This window comes from Pradoshia sp. TA40_28 (genome assembly GCF_059694525.1).
In genome coordinates this window covers 325,885-346,518 of sequence record NZ_JCATZO010000001.1, presented here as the reverse complement: position 1 = coordinate 346,518, position 20,634 = coordinate 325,885, and the positions used below count along the sequence as shown (strand labels likewise).

At 37.6% G+C, this 20,634-nt stretch carries 17 protein-coding genes and 1 riboswitch; of the genes, 8 read left to right on the top strand and 9 right to left on the bottom strand.

What is annotated here, in order from left to right:
• Positions 1-246 precede the first annotated feature (246 nt).
• From AC58NB_RS01550 to AC58NB_RS01535, 4 genes are all read left to right on the top strand, one after another.
• Positions 247-1,533 (top strand): ABC transporter substrate-binding protein, encoded by a 1,287-nt coding sequence (locus AC58NB_RS01550; RefSeq protein WP_497425045.1) that lies wholly within the window; start codon positions 247-249, stop codon positions 1,531-1,533.
• A gap of 107 nt (positions 1,534-1,640) precedes the next feature.
• Complete coding sequence (locus AC58NB_RS01545) at positions 1,641-2,936, top strand: carbohydrate ABC transporter permease (protein WP_497425044.1); 1,296 nt, start codon at positions 1,641-1,643, stop codon at positions 2,934-2,936.
• Positions 2,937-3,758, top strand: coding sequence for a carbohydrate ABC transporter permease (locus AC58NB_RS01540; RefSeq protein WP_497425043.1), 822 nt, complete (start codon positions 2,937-2,939; stop codon positions 3,756-3,758).
• A gap of 36 nt (positions 3,759-3,794) precedes the next feature.
• Positions 3,795-5,735, top strand: a complete 1,941-nt coding sequence (locus AC58NB_RS01535) for a glycoside hydrolase family 15 protein (RefSeq protein WP_497425042.1) — start codon at positions 3,795-3,797, stop codon at positions 5,733-5,735.
• A gap of 178 nt (positions 5,736-5,913) precedes the next feature.
• On the opposite strand, the gene AC58NB_RS01530 is transcribed toward AC58NB_RS01535, so the two are convergent.
• A complete protein-coding gene (locus AC58NB_RS01530) occupies positions 5,914-7,611 on the bottom strand; it encodes a methyl-accepting chemotaxis protein (protein ID WP_497425041.1) in 1,698 nt (565 codons plus the stop codon).
• A complete protein-coding gene (locus AC58NB_RS01525) occupies positions 7,595-9,244 on the bottom strand; it encodes a pyridoxal phosphate-dependent decarboxylase family protein (protein WP_497425040.1) in 1,650 nt (549 codons plus the stop codon). Before AC58NB_RS01525 ends, AC58NB_RS01530 begins: the two co-directional genes overlap by 17 nt.
• A 410-nt stretch (positions 9,245-9,654) precedes the next feature.
• Here AC58NB_RS01525 and AC58NB_RS01520 point away from each other — a divergent pair, with 410 nt between their 5' ends.
• Positions 9,655-10,602 carry a cation diffusion facilitator family transporter gene (locus AC58NB_RS01520; protein ID WP_497425039.1) on the top strand — a complete coding sequence of 316 codons (948 nt, stop codon included), beginning with the start codon at positions 9,655-9,657 and terminating at the stop codon, positions 10,600-10,602.
• Positions 10,603-10,771: 169 nt separating this feature from the next.
• Positions 10,772-11,098, top strand: a complete 327-nt coding sequence (locus AC58NB_RS01515) for a helix-turn-helix domain-containing protein (protein WP_497425038.1) — start codon at positions 10,772-10,774, stop codon at positions 11,096-11,098.
• A gap of 128 nt (positions 11,099-11,226) precedes the next feature.
• Here AC58NB_RS01515 and AC58NB_RS01510 read toward each other — a convergent pair whose 3' ends face one another.
• The 3 genes from AC58NB_RS01510 to AC58NB_RS01500 all read right to left on the bottom strand — a co-directional run bounded on the left by AC58NB_RS01510 (position 11,227) and on the right by AC58NB_RS01500 (position 13,333).
• The gene (locus AC58NB_RS01510; RefSeq protein ID WP_497425037.1) at positions 11,227-11,352 is read right to left on the bottom strand and encodes an anti-repressor SinI family protein; all 126 of its coding nucleotides are present in this window, start codon (positions 11,350-11,352) and stop codon (positions 11,227-11,229) included.
• A 36-nt stretch (positions 11,353-11,388) separates the two neighbouring features.
• Positions 11,389-11,474, bottom strand: a riboswitch (cyclic di-GMP riboswitch).
• A 129-nt stretch (positions 11,475-11,603) separates the two neighbouring features.
• The gene (locus AC58NB_RS01505) at positions 11,604-11,813 is read right to left on the bottom strand and encodes a hypothetical protein (protein WP_497425036.1); all 210 of its coding nucleotides are present in this window, start codon (positions 11,811-11,813) and stop codon (positions 11,604-11,606) included.
• Between the two features lie 362 nt (positions 11,814-12,175).
• Positions 12,176-13,333 carry an FtsW/RodA/SpoVE family cell cycle protein gene (locus AC58NB_RS01500; protein ID WP_497425035.1) on the bottom strand — a complete coding sequence of 386 codons (1,158 nt, stop codon included), beginning with the start codon at positions 13,331-13,333 and terminating at the stop codon, positions 12,176-12,178.
• Positions 13,334-13,720: 387 nt separating this feature from the next.
• Here AC58NB_RS01500 and AC58NB_RS01495 point away from each other — a divergent pair, with 387 nt between their 5' ends.
• Positions 13,721-14,962: a YHYH domain-containing protein gene (locus AC58NB_RS01495; protein ID WP_497425034.1), complete on the top strand. Its 1,242-nt coding sequence runs from the start codon at positions 13,721-13,723 to the stop codon at positions 14,960-14,962.
• A 10-nt stretch (positions 14,963-14,972) separates the two neighbouring features.
• Positions 14,973-15,644: a PH domain-containing protein gene (locus tag AC58NB_RS01490; protein WP_497425033.1), complete on the top strand. Its 672-nt coding sequence runs from the start codon at positions 14,973-14,975 to the stop codon at positions 15,642-15,644.
• A gap of 199 nt (positions 15,645-15,843) precedes the next feature.
• On the opposite strand, the gene AC58NB_RS01485 is transcribed toward AC58NB_RS01490, so the two are convergent.
• From AC58NB_RS01485 to AC58NB_RS01470, 4 genes are all read right to left on the bottom strand, one after another.
• Positions 15,844-17,028, bottom strand: coding sequence for a PDZ domain-containing protein (locus tag AC58NB_RS01485; protein ID WP_497425149.1), 1,185 nt, complete (start codon positions 17,026-17,028; stop codon positions 15,844-15,846).
• A 232-nt stretch (positions 17,029-17,260) separates the two neighbouring features.
• Positions 17,261-18,697 carry a S41 family peptidase gene (locus AC58NB_RS01480; protein ID WP_497425032.1) on the bottom strand — a complete coding sequence of 479 codons (1,437 nt, stop codon included), beginning with the start codon at positions 18,695-18,697 and terminating at the stop codon, positions 17,261-17,263.
• A 116-nt stretch (positions 18,698-18,813) separates the two neighbouring features.
• On the bottom strand, positions 18,814-18,939 hold the full coding sequence (locus AC58NB_RS01475) for a hypothetical protein (RefSeq protein ID WP_497425031.1): 126 nt from the start codon (positions 18,937-18,939) through the stop codon (positions 18,814-18,816).
• A 4-nt stretch (positions 18,940-18,943) separates the two neighbouring features.
• Complete coding sequence (locus tag AC58NB_RS01470) at positions 18,944-20,050, bottom strand: AimR family lysis-lysogeny pheromone receptor (RefSeq protein WP_497425030.1); 1,107 nt, start codon at positions 20,048-20,050, stop codon at positions 18,944-18,946.
• Positions 20,051-20,634: the final 584 nt, after the last annotated feature.

Below are 20,634 nucleotides of genomic sequence, written 5' to 3'. Positions count from 1 at the left end.
GCTTCCTCTGGATAACCTTTTCTTTTTTCCAGCAACTCTATCCAGCTACAAATATAGTACATTTCTTTTAATTAATCCAGCAAGAAACCCATTATCCCCCATTACCCAATGAAATACCGCCTGTATCGCGGATTACACATGGGTCTTTAGTACCTAAAATAGAAATATATCCCATAATTAGGTTTTGATAACCATATCTTAAGGAATCTATAAAGAAGTAGTAAGCAATTAAATAGGAGGGGAAATATGAATCGTAAAAAATGGTTATCCATCTCTGCCGCTGCATTATTGGGTATTGCCTTAACAGCATGCTCGGATACCGAAAAAACCTCTACAGATGAAAAAGATTCAAACAAAAAGGTAGTCGAAATTACATATGCCAGAGGAGCCGATACAACCGGCAGTACTGAAAAACTTATAGAAGCCTTCGAGAAAAAGCATCCTAATATTAAAGTAAACTATCAAGAAATGCCAAACAGCTCTACCCAGCAGCATGACCAATATGTAACCGCGTTCAGTAGCAAAAGTGCTGAAATTGATGTCTTCGATGCCGATGTGGTTTGGCCGGCAGAATTTGCTCAGGCTAATTACGCCATGGAATTAGACCGCTTTATTGATCAGGATAAAATTAATCTTGACGACTACTTCTCCGGTACAGTCGAAGCCGGAAAATTCGAGGGCAAGCAATGGGCTATGCCAAAATACTCTGATGCCGGCATTCTCTTTTATCGAACAGATCTGATTGGTGAAGCTCCGAAGACATGGGATGAGTTAATTGAAATGGCTAAAGAGGGAAGCGGGAAGGAAGGAACCAGCTCAGGTTTTGTCTTTCAGGCTAAACAATATGAGGGTATTGTTGTGAACGCCATGGAATTCATTGCTTCGTACGGAGGAAAAATCATTGATGAAAACAATGAAGTCGTGATTAATAGTCCAGAGGCCAAAAAAGGGCTGAGTAAAATGGTTGAAATCGTCAATGCAGATTTCATGCCAAATAATATTTTAACATTCACCGAGACTGAAACGGAGTCAGCTTTTAATGAGGGGCAAACCGTCTTTGCACGCAACTGGCCCTATATGGCTAAAACAGCTGCGGATAAAAACACCTCTAAAGTAGCTGGCAGCTTTGCCTTCACCTCACTGCCTGCCGGTGATGCGGGCTCTGCTTCAACACTTGGAGGCTATATGGCCATGATTAACCGTTATACAGATCATCCAAAAGAATCATGGGAATTTATAAAATTCATGACCGGTGAAGAAGGTCAAAAGATTTCAGCTACAGAAGGTGGACGTGCTCCAACCATAAAAGCTTTATACGAAGACAAGGAAGTACAGGATGCAGCCCCTGTTTTTAAAGAAAAATCATTTGTTGAAACATTGGAAAATGCTGTACCAAGACCTGTTACTCCAAACTATCAAAAAATATCAGATATTCTACAAATTGAAATTTCCAAAGCATTAACAAAAGACATCACAGTCGATCAAGCCATTGAAAATATGGAATCAAAAATGAAAACAGAATTGAACGAATAGAATACCAGCCTGATAGGTAACGCAATGGGAAAGAAGGAGATGGGCACATAAAGCTTGTCTCCTATTTTTTAGCTTTGGAAAATCTCGAGTATGAAAGGAGTAATGATATGAAAAAGAAATTCTCCCTATCCGAACGGCAATTAGGATATGCCATGATTATTCCCTCTCTTATTCTGATCGCCATTGTCGTTCTCTATCCAATTGCCATGTCCTTTTGGAATAGCATGTTTGATTATCGATTAAATAATCCAACCAAATCAGTTCGAATGTTATCTAGTCAAATTGATTTGGAACGGTATGCAACCGATTATTACTTTCTTCAGAAAAATCTAGAAGAGCTGGACAATGATAAATCGAGCCAATGGGCTCAAACAATCGATAAAAATCACAAAAATTTATTAGAAGAATCGGATATCCAAAAGCAATACGAATATGTAGAAGAAAAGGTCGCAAACTTTGAACCAATTAAAGAGGAAGACGAAAAGTATGCAAAGATCGATGAGAAAACAGCAGCAGCCTATCAAGCCGAATTAGCCTCTATAGAAACTGAGTTAAAATCGATTAAAGGAGATCAAGCAGACCTCGCCAAGGATACAGCTGCATTATCCTCCTCTGTTTCTGAATCCATTCTAAAGGATAACTTCGTTGGTTTAAGTAATTATGGGAAATACCTAACGGATGCGCGGATGTGGAAATCCCTGTCCAATACACTTATTTTCACTATCGTGACTGTCTTTTTCGAATTAGTGCTCGGATTGGCGATTGCGCTGTTAATCAATCGGGCATTCTTCGGCAGGGGTGTTGTCAGAGCTGTTGTTTTAATTCCCTGGGCAATCCCGACAGCTGTATCGGCCATGATGTGGATGTTTCTATACGATGGCCAATCCGGAATCATCGCCCACTTGTTTGAAGAGCTTCATCTTATATCAAATGCAGGAGACTTATTGAGCACAGGTGTCGGTGCAATGGCCTCCGTTATTTTAACAGACATCTGGAAAACAACTCCCTACATGGCTTTGCTGCTATTAGCCGGTTTGCAGACCATTCCGCGGGATGTCTACGAGGCCGCGTCAGTTGATGGAGCAAGCAAATGGTATCAATTCAGAAGAATCACGTTGCCCTTATTAAAATCCAGTATTCTCGTAGCCTTATTATTCCGTACATTGGATGCTTTCAGGGTGTTTGACCTCATTTTCGTTCTAACTGGAGGCGGTCCTGCAAATTCAACAGAAGTGATTACAATTTATGCGTACAAAACTTTATTCGCCCAGCAGAATTTTGGAGAAGGCTCGGTCCTTTCCATTATCGTATTTGTGTCAGTGGCGTTGATCAGCCTGATTTACATTAAATTTATCGGTTCTGATCTATTTGGAGATCGCATAAAAGGAAAGGGGGAAAATTAAATGAAGCATGCAAAAAAAGTACTTTTCTATTTGTTGGTTGCTCTCTTCATTTTTATTGTGATGTTCCCATTTCTCTGGGTCTTTCTTACATCCTTAAAAGAGCCGGGGGAAATTTTCGCCTCCTATAAATGGTGGTCCAAGAACCCTTCTTTTAACTCCTATGAATCTGCCTTAACTTCAAGGCCGCTTCTCGTTTATATGAAAAATAGTTTAATAGTTTCTTCCGTTACTACCATTATTGCCATTGCTTTTGCCTCCTTTGCCGCTTATGCGTTAACACGTTTACCGATTAAAGGAAAGGGTATAATATTTGCTGTAATACTAGCATCGTCAATGTTTCCTCATATCGCTATTATTTCACCAATCTATAACTTTGTTACCAGCTTCAATTTACGTAACACTTATACAGGATTGGTGATACCATATATTACATTCAGTTTACCTTTGGCTATTTGGCTATTATCCACATTCTTTCAGAAAATACCAAAGGATCTCGAGGAATCAGCTAAAATGGATGGTGCTACACCATTTCAGACATTTAGAAAAATCATTTTTCCATTGGCTGCACCTGGCGTGTTTACGACAGCCATCCTTGTATTTATCGCAGCATGGAACGAATATTTATTTGCCTTAACAATTAATTCAAAAGAAGCAGCACGAACTGTACCGGTTGGAATTTCCCTTTATCAAAGTGACTACACCATTCCATGGGGTGATATTACAGCAGCTACTGTCATCGTCACGATTCCAATCGTCATATTGGTGTTAATTTTCCAAAGAAAAATTGTATCTGGATTGACATCTGGATCCGTGAAGGGATAACACTCATGTTCTGTTTCAACATGGAGGGGAAATTGGATGGAAAAGAAACCGTATATTACGGAAGCAATCATCGGAAATTCAAGCATGCTGGTATCTTTAACAAAAGATGGACAGGCGCAAAGAATCACATGGCCGAATATCGACTTTCCCCAGCATCTAAATCTATTCTATACAGGTATTCGCGGCATCGAAGGCTCAGTAAAGACCTTCTTCCTTCATGAAAATGTTTGGAATCATAAGCAAGCTTATATTGACCGCACGAATATTTTAGAAACCATTTCTACACTCGGAGGCTCTGGCTTGTCGATCAGACAGCTGGATTTCGTGTTACCAAAAAAAGATGTCTATGTACGACATTTTACGTTTAAAAACCTTTCGGAACGTCCGCAAAATCTAAGCTTCGTGATTTACAGCGATTTTATGATTGATGAAAAAAGACGTTACCAAACGGTTAAGTTTGATGAGGATACTGATAGCTTTATTCATTATCACAGAGAATACGGTTTTGCGGTTGGCTCTGACCAAAATGTAAAGAGATTTCAATGCGGGGCTACATTCAAGGAATTAAATGACGGTTTTCTGCCTGGAAAAAGAATAGCCAATAAATCTTCCTGCGGGATTGAATATGCGCCACTTTCTCTTAGCCCAAACGAAGAAAAATCTATTACACTCTACATTGCAGCAGGCAATGGCTCAACAGGAGCGATTGATGTCTTACATGATGCCAAACAGGTTTCCTTTGAGGAGCATCTACAGGAGACCTTACACTACTGGTATGATTATTTAGATCAAGCTAAGCCAATCGAGATTAACGACAAACGAACGAAGAAAATTTATGAACGTTCTTTGCTCATGTTTCATTTAATGAACAATAAAAATGGCGGTTTTATTGCTGCTCCAGAAGTAGATGAGGAGTATGCCTTTTCAGGAGGATATTCCTTTTGCTGGGGGCGGGATGCTGCCTATACGGCGACAGCCTATGCTCGAGCCGGCTATCACAAACAGGTCAAAGAGTTTTATAGATTTGCCCGAACTCTTCAGGATGAGGATGGAAAATGGGACCAACGCCACTATTTAGATGGACATTTAGCTCCCGCTTGGGGATTACAAATAGATGAAACAGGTTCCATTCTGTGGGGACTCCATCAATTTTATAAAATAACCGGTGATGAAGAATTTATGATTGAAATGTGGCCCGTTATCGAAAAGGGCGCCGATTTTCTCACGCAATTTATTGACCCGATCACCCATCTTCCACTGCCAAGTATGGATATATGGGAAAAAAGGGAGGCTGAACACTTCTATTCAGCGGCAGCTGTGTATGGAGGGCTCATGGGCTCTGCTGCTTTTGCCGAAAGATTAGGCCATCCTGAAAAATCCATTCTTTATCGGAATACAGCAGCAGCTATGAAAAAGACGATTCTGCAAATAGGATACAACGAGACAAACGAAGCCTTTTTCCGAGCTTTTCACTTAAGGCTTGATGAACCAGCCTACTTAAATAAAAAAGCCCAGGGCAAAGATGTTTCGAAGGAATATGACTCCAAAGGATATCCAATCTATCGTCAGGTAAGAGATGATGTGATTGATATATGCCTGCTTGGCCTTACGGTACCATTCAACATGATTGATCCCAATGACCCAAAAATGAAGCAGACGGCTGCAACCATCGACAGGCTGTGCCGCTCCAAAATTATTGGAGGAATTGAACGTTTCCCTGGAGACATCTATATAAGTGGTGACCCTTGGATTATAGCTACCTTATGGCTTGCAATCTATTATATTCGAATAAATAAACAGCTCGAGGCAAAGAAATTATTTAATTGGGTAGTCGACCATGCCACTGATTTGGACCTTCTCGCTGAACAAATCGACAAAATTACAGGCCGTCCTGCCTGGGTATTGCCACTTACCTGGTCACATGCCATGTTTATACTGACCGTATTGGAGATGAAAGAGAATGGGATGGAAGTATAATCGGCCTTGTGGATAAGTAGGGTTTTCCACAAGCTTATACACGGTTATCACATTTTCTACTAAATAAGATAAATCCAAATCCACTTTTCCCTGTGGATAAATAAATATTTGTGGATGACAAAAAGGATCTTCAGGCTTATCACATGCCCGAAGATCCTTTTCCTTTCTAGCTTAACAATTAAATCTTAAACTTCTGAACAGCTTGTGCCAACGCTTCAGCTCGCTGAGATAAATTTTGTGAAGAAGCAGCAATCTCACCAACAATAGCAGACTGTTCCTCAGAGGCAGCCGCAATATTTTCAATATTACCGGAAGACTGTGTAGAAATGGCGCTCAATTCCTCCATTGAATGAGCAATCTGCTGCACTCCTTCATTCATATCACCTATCGCATGATTAACCTGTTGAATTTGATTATTGACTCCACCAACCGATTCATAGATCGTACGGAAAGCATCTCCGGCACTTCCAAAAACCGTTAACCCCTCTTCTAACGTACCATATCCAATAGCCATCGAATCCACAGCATTTGAGGATTCTGTTTTTATCGTAGCAATTTTTTTACTAATTTCATTGGCTGCATTTTTAGATTGGTCTGCCAATTTACGGACTTCACCAGCAACGACTGCAAATCCCTTACCTTGTTCTCCTGCGCGGGCCGCTTCAATTGATGCATTTAAGGCCAATAAATTAGTCTGTTCGGTTATTTGAGTAATTAATGTAACAATATCACCAATCTCCTGTGAATAGTCACTTAATCTGTGGATAATCTCGGATGTTTGTTTAATCTTAACATGCGTAATATCCATCTTCTCTAGGGATTCTGCAATAATGGCATTCCCATTTTCGGCTATTTCAGAAGCAGCTTCCGAACTCTTCGTAACGTTTGCCACATGATCGGTAATGGCCTGCATACCCTCCGAAATATTCGCAACCCCCTTGTTCATATGGGTGATTTGCTGATTTTGACTTTCAGATCCACTGGCAACCTCTTGCATAGCTTCAGTGACTTGTGAAACAGATAAACTGGTTTCTTCCGTACTTGCATTCAATTCTTCAGAAGTGGCAGCAACTTGTTCGGCGTTTTCCGCAATCTGATTGATCAGATGATTTAAATCATAGACCATTTCCTGAATCCCACTGTCCAACTGAGCAATTTCATCATTGCCCTTTACCTTGTTTTTTTTTATCGATAAATCTCCGCTTGCCACCTGTTTTACATATCCAAGGACTGACAGCAGTGGTTTCGTAATTTGCTTACTTACCACATAAGCGATGATAACACCCAAAATAATAAATACAACTGTTAAAACGAGAGATAATACAATGACTGTTTTTTCTAGCTCTTTGATAAAGGAGGCATCCATATCAATACCAACAATCATATTCGTACCGTCAATCGGAGTAAAAATTGATTTATGTGTCCCAAATTTATCTGTATAGATTTGACTAAAATGTGGGTTCCGATCTTCAAGAGCTTTATTCATATCCTCCGTAAAGGGATAGTCCGCTCCCTCTTCATCCGTGTTACTTAAGGCAACTATATATTCTTTACCATCTGTTTTAGCCAGCACATAGGTATTCTCCACCTCATGCTTAACCTGATAGTCATTCAATACGTCCTTAAGTTCATCCAAATACCCATCTTCTTTCCGATCGGCATTTTCAACAAGTGGACGGTTTATATCTGTCATGACGTCCTCTGATATTAATTGCAAGCTTTTCTCAAATTGGACAATGACATGCTTATTGATAATATCCATAGAAAAGTAATAGAGGACGGAACAAAGAACGATCGATATCACTGTAATAGGAACCATAAAACTTATAATATATTTATATAAAATCGAGCTTTTTAATTTAGCTATTAACTTCAATCTTTTCTCCCTCCATCGCATGGATAGAACGCTCTATAGCCTCTACCATATAATCCAAATGTTCCACTTCCGTATAAGGAGAAATCGAGAAGAATTTCGCTGCATAAATCGGCATACGATCCGGAAGATCCAACGTATCTACTAAACATTGTTTTGTTGTATCTCCAAAAAAGACATCTTCCCTGTTTGCTCCCAAAATCTCAAACAATTGATGGTTCAACTCATTTACCGCCTGAATTTGGTCAGCCGTTGACCTACCATCCAACTCTTGATCCCATTGAACCTCACCATCATAGATTCTGAAGGTTGTAACAGGTCCGATATTCTCCATATTCGTTACACTTATCGTTGGAATTTTGGCAAGCAGTTTTTTTCTAAATGCCAAATTGACACGAACATAGTTTGCAAGAATTTGTTGATAACCTTCCACGCCAAAGGCCATAAGAGCTGCATAAATAGCGATTGAGCTGCCCATACGTGAACATTCCAATGTATAGCCCGTATGATAATTACCATATCCACGGTTACCAACATATGGCGTTTCAAATTCCTCCAAATCAAGCAATCCAAGACTGTTGCCGTCTTTCACTAAAAATAAACTTGTCAGATAAGGTGTTTGTCCAAGCTTTTGGAAATCAAAGCAAAGAGTATCCGCCAGGCAAATCCATTGCATTCTCTCATTAATTTTCGATAGGCCTTCTAACACGTCATCCTCAAATTGAAGAGGATTGGCCGCAAAATCATATTCCCGGAATAAACTATAAAAACCGCCTAAAGCAGAATCTGCATGAATATGGATAGGATGTATACCATGTAATTCTTCCAGGGAGGTAGTTACGCCTTTGATAGCTTTCACATCATCAATTCCAAAACTATCTGTAGTACCAGTTGTAGCTACTACATAGATTGGGATGCCTCCACTTTGAATAGTTTGCTCAAGCTTTATTCGTAGATCCTCCATATCCATTGAATGATCGTGTCCAGCTTTGACACGGATTAAATGATTGCTGCCAATTCCGACAGCCTCCATTGATTTCAACAAGCTGTAGTGGGCATTTTCAGATGCAAAACAATACAGATTGGAAGGAACCCCTTCTTCCTTTGCCTTTGGAAACTGTTTCGCAATGGCTAGGCGAAGACCACTGAATACCGCTCCCTGTCCTCCCCAAGTTGTATATCCCCATGATTTTGTATAATCATAGCCTACCAGTTTAGACATCATTGAAATAACCTTAACCTCTGTTTCAGCAGCGGCTGGTCCATAAACATCCCAAAGATTATTTCCGTTCAATAGAGTCGTTGTCAATAACCCGAGGATACCCGGAATGCTCGCCATCGGAAGTACATTGGTCACAAAGTTCTTCGTATGGTATGGATGACCCTTTGTCAGTTTAGTCAGCTCTTCAACAACCACATTTAGATCATATCCTTCCTGTGGTGTTTGAGCATTTTCCATAATAGCTGTATAGAAATCATCTGATTTTTCCTCGATTGGGCCCAATGTTGATTTATTCGGATCCTTATATGAGTCCATTGTCATAATAATGTTTTCTATATAATTCAAAAAAGTTACTTGTTGAAGCTTATTTCCATCTTCACTTGGGAATAGTTGCTGTACTGATTTAAAATCCATGGTGTCTCCTCCAAACAAAACTGTCATTATAATTGGTTCAAGGTTTAAACCCTATAAGATTAAAGGCAATAATTCGTCTAGGAATACCTTTCAATACTCACAGATATTTGGTCCGGATATATCATTAATCTTCAATAGAAATTTAAAGGTAAGTAAAGCGTTATTGAACATATCGACAAATTTAGAGTGGATTTGAGCAGTTTGATAAAATAACATTATTTAGATAATTTAGAAAATACGAACTGAAATAATCTATTTGTGCAGAATTAAAAGCTGGATCTACGAAACAAATTAGGGTTTTATTACAAGATAAATATTTATAAAATAGGGTACATAACCTATAGAATGACATAAACTATCCATACATAAGCAGGAGACACTACGAATGAAAAGAGTTGGAGGTATTTATGATGTCTGAGGAACATTCCCATCACCACGGACACCATCATAGTCATAACCATGGAAGCGGTGGCCATCACCACCATCATCATGCGAACAAAAAAGCTTTAGCCATCAGCTTTGGATTCATATTCACCTTTATGATTATCGAAATCATTGGTGGTATTTGGACTAACAGCCTAGCACTTCTTTCTGATGCAGGTCATATGCTCAGCGATGCAGCTGCTCTAGGATTAAGTTTATTTGCTTTCACATTTTCTGAAAAGGCAGCTGATCATTCCAAAACCTATGGATATAAACGTTTTGAAATATTGGCAGCATTTATAAACGGCATGACATTGGTCATCATTGCCCTATTTATTTATTGGGAAGCCATTGAACGCTTTAGAGTACCACCTGAGGTTAGCTCGAACATGCTTTGGATTGCCTTAATTGGTTTGATCGTCAATCTAATAGTGGCCTGGATCCTGATGAAGGGAGATACAGAGGAAAATCTGAATATGCGAGGCGCCTTTCTGCATGTATTAGGCGATTTGCTTGGTTCAGTCGGTGCAATCATTGCTGGTATTTTAATCATTCTGTTCGGCTGGAATATAGCAGATCCAATTGCCAGCATCATCGTTGCAACTCTTGTACTCATTAGCGGCTGGCGAGTATTAAAGGATTCTTACCATATCTTAATGGAAGGTACCCCAGCTGGTGTCGATATTGAGCAGATACGAAACAGTCTCCTGGACATGGATGGTGTTCTGGATATACATGATTTGCATATTTGGACCATTACATCAGGCTTTCCAGCCCTTAGCTGCCACGTAGTCGTGAATCAAGGAGTAGATCGAGATTTAATCCTTGTTCAATTACAAAAACGATTAATGCACGATCATCAGATTGAACACTGTACATTTCAGATTGAAGGAAAAAGTATAACAGAGGACACTCAGCATGAAATATGTAATTAAGATGGAAAGATGGATTTTTATCCTTCTTTCCCATACATTTTTTAGCCATTCTTTAGAATAAAATCCCAAAAGGAATTGTATGTGAAGGTTCTAACTATTATAATTAATGTAGTGGACTATGGCTAAATTTACATAATATGTAGTTATCTATCCGGAAAGGGAATATAAAATGATTGGTGATCGTGTAAAGAAAATCAGAAAAGAAAAAAAGTTGTCGATGACTGAATTGGCAGAGAAAGCGGGTGTAGCCAAATCCTATTTAAGCTCACTCGAAAGAAACATCCAAGTAAATCCATCCGTTCAATTCCTTGAAAAGATAGCAGCTGTACTTCATGTACCGCTTAATGCTCTTTTACACGATGAACCAGATTTGAATTATCTTGACGAGGACTGGGCTGAGTTAGTAAAAGAAGCAATGAAATCTGGAGTATCTAAGAATCAGTTTAAAGAATTTATTGAATTTAATAAATGGCGTACAAATAAAGAAGAAGAGTAGAAATGCCAACATAATAAATGGGTTAAGCTCAAATCACTTACAACTGTAAGTGATTTTTCTTATAAAGAATAAAATAAATACCCCGACCATTTTCATTATAATCGAGGCAACTCTTAACCTATTCATGTTCATTCCTCTTTTTTACCTTCTCTCTCTAAATAACTCCTGATTTCTTCTTTACTAAATCCTAATTTTCGGGCAATCAATATCAGATCTACCCATTCCTGATCCAAATCAGCACTCACCGTAGACACCAATCTAATCTCCCCCCTAAAATACGTTCCTGTATTTCAGGCAGTCCAGCCATCATAGTATTCAATACCTTAGATCTGTGACTTTGCGCCCTTATTTTTCAATAAGTTTGCCTTTTTCTGTTTAGTTATAATCAGTATACATGCTTATCCCCCATTCCATTGCCACTATTTGTAATTTTCAAACATCTATATGAGTATATTTTCCTTCATTATTCTACAAATCTAAGTAATATGAATCAATTACTGGTGTTTTAATCGATGTTTCGTGTCGTATATGAATGGAATTTGTCTTTTTGATGTTGATATTTATCATAATAGTTTTGTTTGTTTACCGAATATTGGACTGCTCTAAGTACCTGTTGCTTAGTTAGATCGTTCCCGCAGGAAGGGCACAGCCACTCTCCCATTTCACAGCTGCTATAGGAAGCCCGATAACAAATATAGCAATTTTTACGATACATAAAATCCCTCCTTTCGTTTGTTCTCTTTTAAGAACGTTTATTTCAAAAAAATATGCCCTTTAACAATATGAATCGATTAAAGATAAGGACTACTTGAGAATCTAGTTTCAAATCTTATCATTTAAAAAGACCTACCAAACGTTCTTTTTTAAGAACATCTTACTATTATTATATTTTTCGGTCAAATCTGGTAAAAGGGCGAGATTCTTCCTGCAAAAGAATTCAGATTACGCTTTCTACGGGCAAGTATAGAATTCCACACGGGAGATTAAAAACAAAAAAGGAATTCAGATTAGGACTATAAAAGCCATTCTGAATTCCTTTTGTATAAAATCTAAAATCCTCCACAGAGAGAAGATTCGTCACTCTTTCGAAAATATGTAAGTCCTCGTCTTTGCTGATATATTCAATACAATACTTAAAGCCAAAAGTGTTCCCAAAACAGAGCTGCCTCCATAGCTTAGCAGTGGCAATGGGATACCAGTAATCGGGACAAGCCCCATGACCATTCCGATATTCTCAAATATATGGAAGGTGAGCATGGATACAATTCCAACACAAATAAACCGTTCGTATTGCCCCTTATTTACTGTCGCAATAGCGATGATTTTATAAATCATTATAAAGTAAAGGGCAATAACCAGACTCGCCCTTATAAACCCGCCTTCTTCTGCAATCACCGTAAAGATGAAATCAGAGTGGGCTTCCGGTACATACATCACGCCATTGTTAAAACCCCTGCCTGAGTTCATTCCTGAGCCGATGGCCAAAATGGAATTTTTCAGCTGATACCCTTCACTAAAATTAAAGGGATCTACCCAGGCATGAATTCGATTCAACTGAAAGGTACCTAAAAAACTTAATAATAGATTCGTATGATAAATATATATGTATACCAATATAGCTACGGTAGAGATCCCTGCTATAGATAGGGAATATATGATTTTCCAGTTTACTCCGGAAACAAATATCATGCCAATTAAAATAGCGGCAATCACCATAGCTGTACCGGCATCCGGCTGTTTGAGAATTAACCCAAGCGGGATGAGAGTCACCAAGCTTAATTTCAGAATTAATCCAAAATCAGATTTTATCGATTGTGATTTCTTAAATTTTTCATTATGGCTGCTAATGATTTTTGCCAAATAAAGAATAAGGAATATTTTCATAAATTCAGATGGCTGCACAGAAAAACCAGGTAGATAAAACCAGGATTTTGCTCCTTTAGTCGTTTCCGCTATACTTTCAGGAGCAATTAGGAGCAGAAACAAAAGACCTACTCCCAACACATAAAGATACGTGGATAATTTCTTAATTTGCCTGAAATCAAAATAATAAACAATAGCTGTTAAAATAAATCCCACACAGAAGTAGACGGCCTGTCTCATCGCGAAAGAGGTCCCATAAGGTAGATACTTTTGCGCACTATAAATAGTAAAACAACTAATCCCCATAAAGAGTAAAATAATCAGTAATAAATCCAAATCAAAGTAACTTTTACGAACCTTATTTAGACTCATCAAACAACCTCTACCTATCTTTTTCCATATTATAACATTTATTCCTTGATTATTTCAAATATTACAAAAACTATTAGGGCAATATTAAAAAGACAAGCCATTTATTAGCTGCGTCCCTTATACTTCCATTTTTTCACCAACCTTTAAAGGTATCCGATGAAAAAGTATTTTTGCCCATATCATAATTTGCTAAAAATATCATTATTATAAAAATAACCATGTTCCATCTAATATTACAGTTTAAAAAAAGAAAGCGATTCCTCCTTAAAATTTAAAAGCTTATTTTATACGGTATAAATAATTTCAATAGTGGAAATTCAGTTATATCATGGAATCTATTTACATAGAATACTATAATATACATAAAATAACATTTGGAGGAAAAAATTGAACAAAAAAGTCACGTTTTTTATATGTCTATTACTTTTACTTTTTGGTACTAATACCTATGCACACAGTGGGAGAACTGATTCTAACGGTGGACACAATTGCAGTCAAAAATCACAGGCCAAGGGTCTTTGTTCTGGTTACCATTATCACAATGGAGGTAGTTCCTCCTCTGGTAGTTCATCTTCTGAAGATTCATCTTCAACAACCAAGCAGCCAGCTACGACCAGTAATGACAAGAATTGTACTGATTTTGCCAATTATGATGAAGTAGTTAACTATTGGAACTCAAAAGGCTATACAGCTACCAATGATCCGGAAAACTTAGATGGTTGGGGAAATAACCAAGTTGATGATGGTATTCCTTGTGAAGCTCCTGAGGGATACGATAAAACTAAAATCAATAATAGCCCTGAGCAACTTCAATTTCAACAAGAGAAAGTGGATGCTGATAACGGAGAAAATCAAGGCTACAATCAAGGTCTTAAGGATGGATACACCGAAGCGGATGATATGGACTCTATTTCTGATGGTTCAGAAGCCTTTAGATCAGGTTATACCAGCGGTTATAGAAAAGGTTATGAGGAAGGTATAAGGAAAATCGCATCCGAAAAAACAAAAGCAACCAATGATGGCTATATATTAGGAGAAAAACAGGATAAACTTGCAATCCCTAAGGCTTATACAAAACACCCAGGTCTAACAGAGTCCTATGAAAGCGGCTTTAATAAGGCTGTAAAAGAACGAACTGAAGCTAAGAAAAAAAATTATCAAAACTTAGGCTATAAAGACGGTAAAGTGGATACTCACTCCCCTCCTCAAAATATACAGGCCAAATTTATTGAATCGTACCAAGAAGGTTATGATAAAGCTCAAGAAGAATTGAAAAACAAATACTTTAAGATGGGCTATGAAGCTGCCTTTACAATATTAGAATATAAGGAGCCAAAGATTGCTAACGATAAATTCACAAAATGGTATAAAAATGGATTTAATTCTAATGAAAAGATAGTGGAAATAAAAGATACTGGATACCTTCTAGGAGAAACTGGTGAGGAATATTCCATTCCATCTGAATTAAAAAAAGGCGAAGATATATTTAAACATTATTATCAAGAAGGTTATAAAAAACATTTAGCAGAGCAAAAACAAAATAAGGCTACCGCAGTTGGTGGCATTGGACTAGCGACTATTAGTTGGTTAGGCAGAAGACTATATGTGGCTAAAAAAATGATTAGTTAAGGTGGTTAAAATGAGTATTTACCAAACTGTTTGTTATAAATTTGAAGATATGTTTATTAAACTGTTAGCAAAAAAAGAGGAACCAGCTATTATTATGGAGAAAGTAGCGAAGTATAGAAGCGAAGAAGAACTTGCTCGCCTCCGTAGAAAAGAAGCACGCTCTAAAACAAATAGAGAACAAAGTTTAATTCAAAATCAACAGCAACATGAAAAGAATCAAATCAAGAAATTACAAGAAGAACGTGAAAAAAGAGAGGTTGAACAAATCATATCAAACGTGGTGGAAAATAATGACCAAGGTTATTCCTCATATGAATTTAACGAGGTTAAGAGAAATAAGGTATTCTTTCAATCACTTATCTCACGCGTTTTTACACCTGACGAGAAAGCTCTTAGCTTTATTTTCTGCGAATATGATAAGGACAGCAAGCAAGAAATTAAAGGATACTTAATTCCTACAAATAAAAGAATGATCTTTATTACCAAGGATCTCAGTTTTATGAATAAATTCAGGTATCAGACCATTAGGAATGTCAATTGGTTTAAAGATGGATTAATAGAAAAAGGTTTAAAAATCCAATATGGTAAGCGAAGATTAGAGTTTGATGAAATATTCGATCAAGAGCAGATGAAAAGAGTAGGTAATATTATCTTAAATAACTCTGTTAAGAATATTATTTGAATAAAATAGCATACGCTGAATGAAAACTAAATATCTTCGTAATCACTCACATATAAAAATCCAGAAAAATAGCCACAGGTAAACCCTGTGGCTATTTCTATTAGGCTGTAATTGTTTTTTTAAATACTAGTTATTTCTTTGAAGATAATTATAATTCTAATTTGAGTTGATAAAGATAATTTTATTTCCCTAACTTTTTCTACCTCTCCAACTCACTATCGACCATCAATATACCAAGCTCATGATGATCTCCCTCGTACAGGGCATTTTGAACAAGCCTGATTTGCTCATTCGTATCGAAGACTTCCAGCTTACAATGAGCACGATTGGATTGTAATGCTTTATATAGGTCATCAGAACTGGAAACCTGTTGACCATTCACCCGTGTCAAGCGCTCACCCGCTTTTAAACCCATTCGTTCAGCTGGTGATTCCGGTAGGACACCTAAGATCATGAGACCTTTTTTCCCTGAAGTAAAGAAAGGATTTGATTGGTTTTCATGATTTTTATACACAAAATGTATAACTTCGCGGCCAATAATCGCGATGACTACTGCTGCTAAACTGACAATAGGATACCACTTTCCAGCCACAGCCAGAACTAACACGATAAAACCAAGAATAGCCACATGATTACCGAGCCTTCCTACTACTTGGCTCATCAAATTGCTTTTCGCTTTAAATGAAAATCCTATGAAAAATGGTACAAGAATGGGGCTCCAATCTGTTCCGCCAAATGTAAAGACGGGCCAAAGATCTCCACTTACTTGTAAAACTCCATTAGGAATAAATAATAAAACTGGCACGAGCCATACTCTTTTCGTTCTTTGCGCTCCAATAAAGAGCCCACGCTTCCCCTTTTCAACCGTTGGAGATACTTGAATGGCTCCTCTATTCCGAATTAAGAATCCTTCTGCCAGTAACAATAGACCTGTTAACACAGCAATTGAAGGATAGATTGCCTGTTCAAAAGAAAAATACCTATTACTCAAAATGCCGTCAAATCCAGTCCCATATAAGATATAGATAACGAGAAAGGCCAGCCCAACTGTATACGCTGGGGAAAGAAATCTGATTTGCATGCTTAAACTTATTAATACGATTAGGATGCCCACTAATAAAATAAAATCAAATGGGACATTTAAGCCAATCAGTCCAGTGATAACGGAGAGAATAAGCCCCCATACTAAACTGGGAACGATATATTCCTTCATTTCAATCATAGGATCTTCCACACGGACATGAAACAGTTTTCTTTCCTGTTTGACCCTCATGGAGCCGAGTATATAAGTAATTACGAATCCAACATAGAAAAGCGGGTGTAAAAACAATTCCCCTATTCCTTTAGCTATTTCAATTATCCACGTTTCCCACAAATTAATCACCAACCTTGCATACACTTACTTAATATTCTATCAAATCCCCCCTTCCTTTCCTATCATTCTTTTACGATTGTTAGAAGTAAATAGCTGACGTAATAGTTTACTAGACCTATTCGCTCTCTAAAATGAAGACCTTAATTTCTAACTCTTTAAAAACAGATTCACTCCAGAAAAAAAATACCCTATCAAGAAACCTTTTCAAAACGGCTACTCTTTAGGGTATCTATTACCTTCTTTATTGCTGTGCTAACCAGCTTAATCCGGTTTGCAGCTGTCGATCATTTTTTTCGTCCTTTATCATCTCCACGATCGCTTCCTGTATCTTTGCTGCTACATCCTGATCGACCTCTCCGGTAACTGGCAACTTATGCATTCGCTGAAAGGCTTGGACTGCTTTTTCTGTTTTAACACTAAAATATCCGTCTGTACGTCCAGGTGCATATCCCGCTCCATCTAACATCTGCTGTAAGGTTTTCACCTGCTTAGTATTCATATCCTTGCGTAAGGTTTCCGTAACAACCAGAGGCTGCAAGGAATAATAGCTTTCTTGTTGAACAGGCATTGTTGGCTTAATGCCTTGTTTATGAATCCATTCTCCCTTTGGTGTCAGCCATTTATAAAAGGTCAGCTTAATGGTGCTTCCATCGCCCAACGAAACTGGCTGTTGAACAGTGCCCTTCCCAAATGTTTTATCACCGATTAATGGATACCCTTCTGCTTCCTGCATAGCTCCGGCAAATATTTCAGAAGCTGAGGCACTTCCTTTATTAATAAGGATTGCAATTGGATACTCCTTCTCTTCCTTTCGTGTAGAGAAGAATTTATTTTTCTTCCCATTTCTCTCCTCAATTTGAATATAAGGATGTTCATTCGTTAAAAACTCCTTGAGAATTTCCTGAACACTTGTCAGCAGTCCCCCCGGATTCCCACGCACATCAATTAGCAGCCCATCCATCTTATCCTCTTCCATATCCTTTAGGCCACTCGAGAAATCTTCTGCTGTATGTTCACTGAATGAGGTAATTTGGATATACCCTATTTTTTTATCTTTCACTTTTTTTATATCCGTATGGACCGTTTCAATTGGAATCTCATCACGCTCTACCAAAAATGGAATCGGCTGATCATTACCGCCTCTTTTGATGTCGATGGTTACTTTAGTGCCGATTTTACCTCGGATTAAGGAAACGACATCATAGAGCTCCATTCCTTTCACATCCTTGTTATCGATACGGATGATTTCATCACCGGGCTTAATTCCAGAGCGCTCTGCAGGAGAATTTTTAAACGGCGACACAATAATAAATTTCCCATCCATCAGACTGATTTCCGCCCCAATCCCTTGAAAACTGGAATCCAATGTCTGTTGGAACTGAGAGGAAGTCTCTTCATCCATATACACTGAATAGGGATCATTCAACTCGCCAAGCATCCCTTTAATAGCTCCTTCAGTCAGTTGCTTTCCATCTATACGCTCCACGTAATTAGATGTAATAACATCGTAAGCCTGTTTTACTTTTTCAAGCTGGGGCCATGAATCCACTTGATTCTCTTTTTGCTTCTTCGATTCCAGCGAATTCTCCAAAGTCTCATACTTCCACCAAAATCCTGCCAGTGTAACAACTAATAGGACAATGACTACAATGAAAGGCCAATACCGTTTATTATTCATATATCTCTCCTTTCCATTTTTTCAAATTCACCCATAAAAAAAGCATTACACATATAGATGTGCAATGCTTAGTTCTACTATATACAGTATGAATGGCTTGTACATAGTATGATTATTTATTGATCAATCTCTGAACTGGCACCAGGAGCAATCGGTCCTGGATCATAAGCAAATACCGCAGCACTGCCAAAAGCGCAAGTCAGTAAGGATAACGTGATGACAAACCCAGCTATTCGCTTCATCAACCTATACACCTCTCAATCTTTGTTTATATCTATGTGTATTCTCGGGGTTTACTAGTTGGAGATAAAAAAAGTTTGAGTTCGCTGTGAAAACATCTCTGGCAACCTGTAATAATTTATCATTATCAGTTGCGATACTATAAAAGAACAACTGGTAGGAGGTTAAATATCCATTCTCTTTTTTAAGCTCCTCCAAAATATGTACAGCCTCTTCCACTCGTCCTGTAACAATATAACGATGTGCTTTTTCAGCCGTATCATCTGGTACCGAGTCCATATCGACTCCCCAATACGAGTTCAAAAAGTCCATGGTATTCAGCAAATAACGCATTCGGATTTCTTTCGTAGCAGCTGGCAATGAACCTACTGTCGTCATTGATTTTTCAATCCAGTATTTTGAGACCTCATAGTTTTCAAACATGAAAGATTGGCCCAACACATGATAAAATCCAGCATATATGACAGGAAAGTAAACTTCCAGCTCCCGTCTTTCAATCACTTCCAAGCATTTCTCTCTGCAAAGATCTGTTTTATTCATATATAAATAAGTGAGAACTTCCATTTCAACCAATCGGATTGAATACGACTCTCGCAAAAAATCATTATCCATTAATTCAACCATTGGAACAACTACACGCCTAACTTTATGAAAAGGTTCATACAAACCCGTCTCGCTAATTCCATATAAATGAATAATCAATGAAAGAATAAGCGTTTCATTAGTGGTATTTTTCACTTTGAAAATGGCATCAATTAAATCAGTCCCTGATAATAATCCTTCTTTTCGTCTACTAAGGATGCTATAAATAGATACCCATGTTCTCATTTCGGGATCATCTAATTCCTTTTCAGACTGGAGAATATATTCTACTTCTTCCGTATCTCCCTGCATCGTAAAATATTCCAGCAAGATATAAGGTTTTATAGCGTCCCTGCAATTCAAATAATATTCTTTCAGAAAACCCTTCTGTTTTTCATAGTCAGCGGGGAATAAGTCATTCAGTGAAAAGATAATGCTATGTATATTCATTTGTGTAGGATCATAGAGTTCTTTTTGTTTACTGATAAAATCGGTAAACTGGTGATCGTCCTTGATCAAATAATCCTTCAATATTAAACCCTCCATGCCACACCTCACGTTTTGTAAATTTTTATAACATAATACAAATTTTAGCAGGTGTTGTCTAAATAGTATATAATTACTGTCCATCAAAATCAGTGTGAAACCGACATATTTCGTAAGTGACTCTATTATAAAAAACCTTTTTAGTATAGTTTGTTATGACTGTTAACTATTTGTCTTTATGGAAATATACACCTCAAAAAGGAAGTGGTTATTTTATATATACATTAATAAAACGTAATTCTATCATTCTTCACATCTGTCTTTTAGTGCACCTCATAATCTCTATATATAGTAAAAATAATCAAAGACCTCATCACCCCTGAGCATCTGGACTTATTTTCCAAGAATATGTACAGTTTTGATAGAGTACATTAAAGAGGAGTGAAACCGTGTTTTTTAAAGAAGATAGGAATCACAATAAAGATGCGACTAGTTGGGCTTACTATATAACTTTCGTATACTGGTGCGTCATCTTATTTATCAACTATTGCTTTGAGTTATACAAGGGAAGAGAGCTCATTACAAGCTCAGGCACTATCTTATTCTCAGGAATAGCATTGCTTTTTATC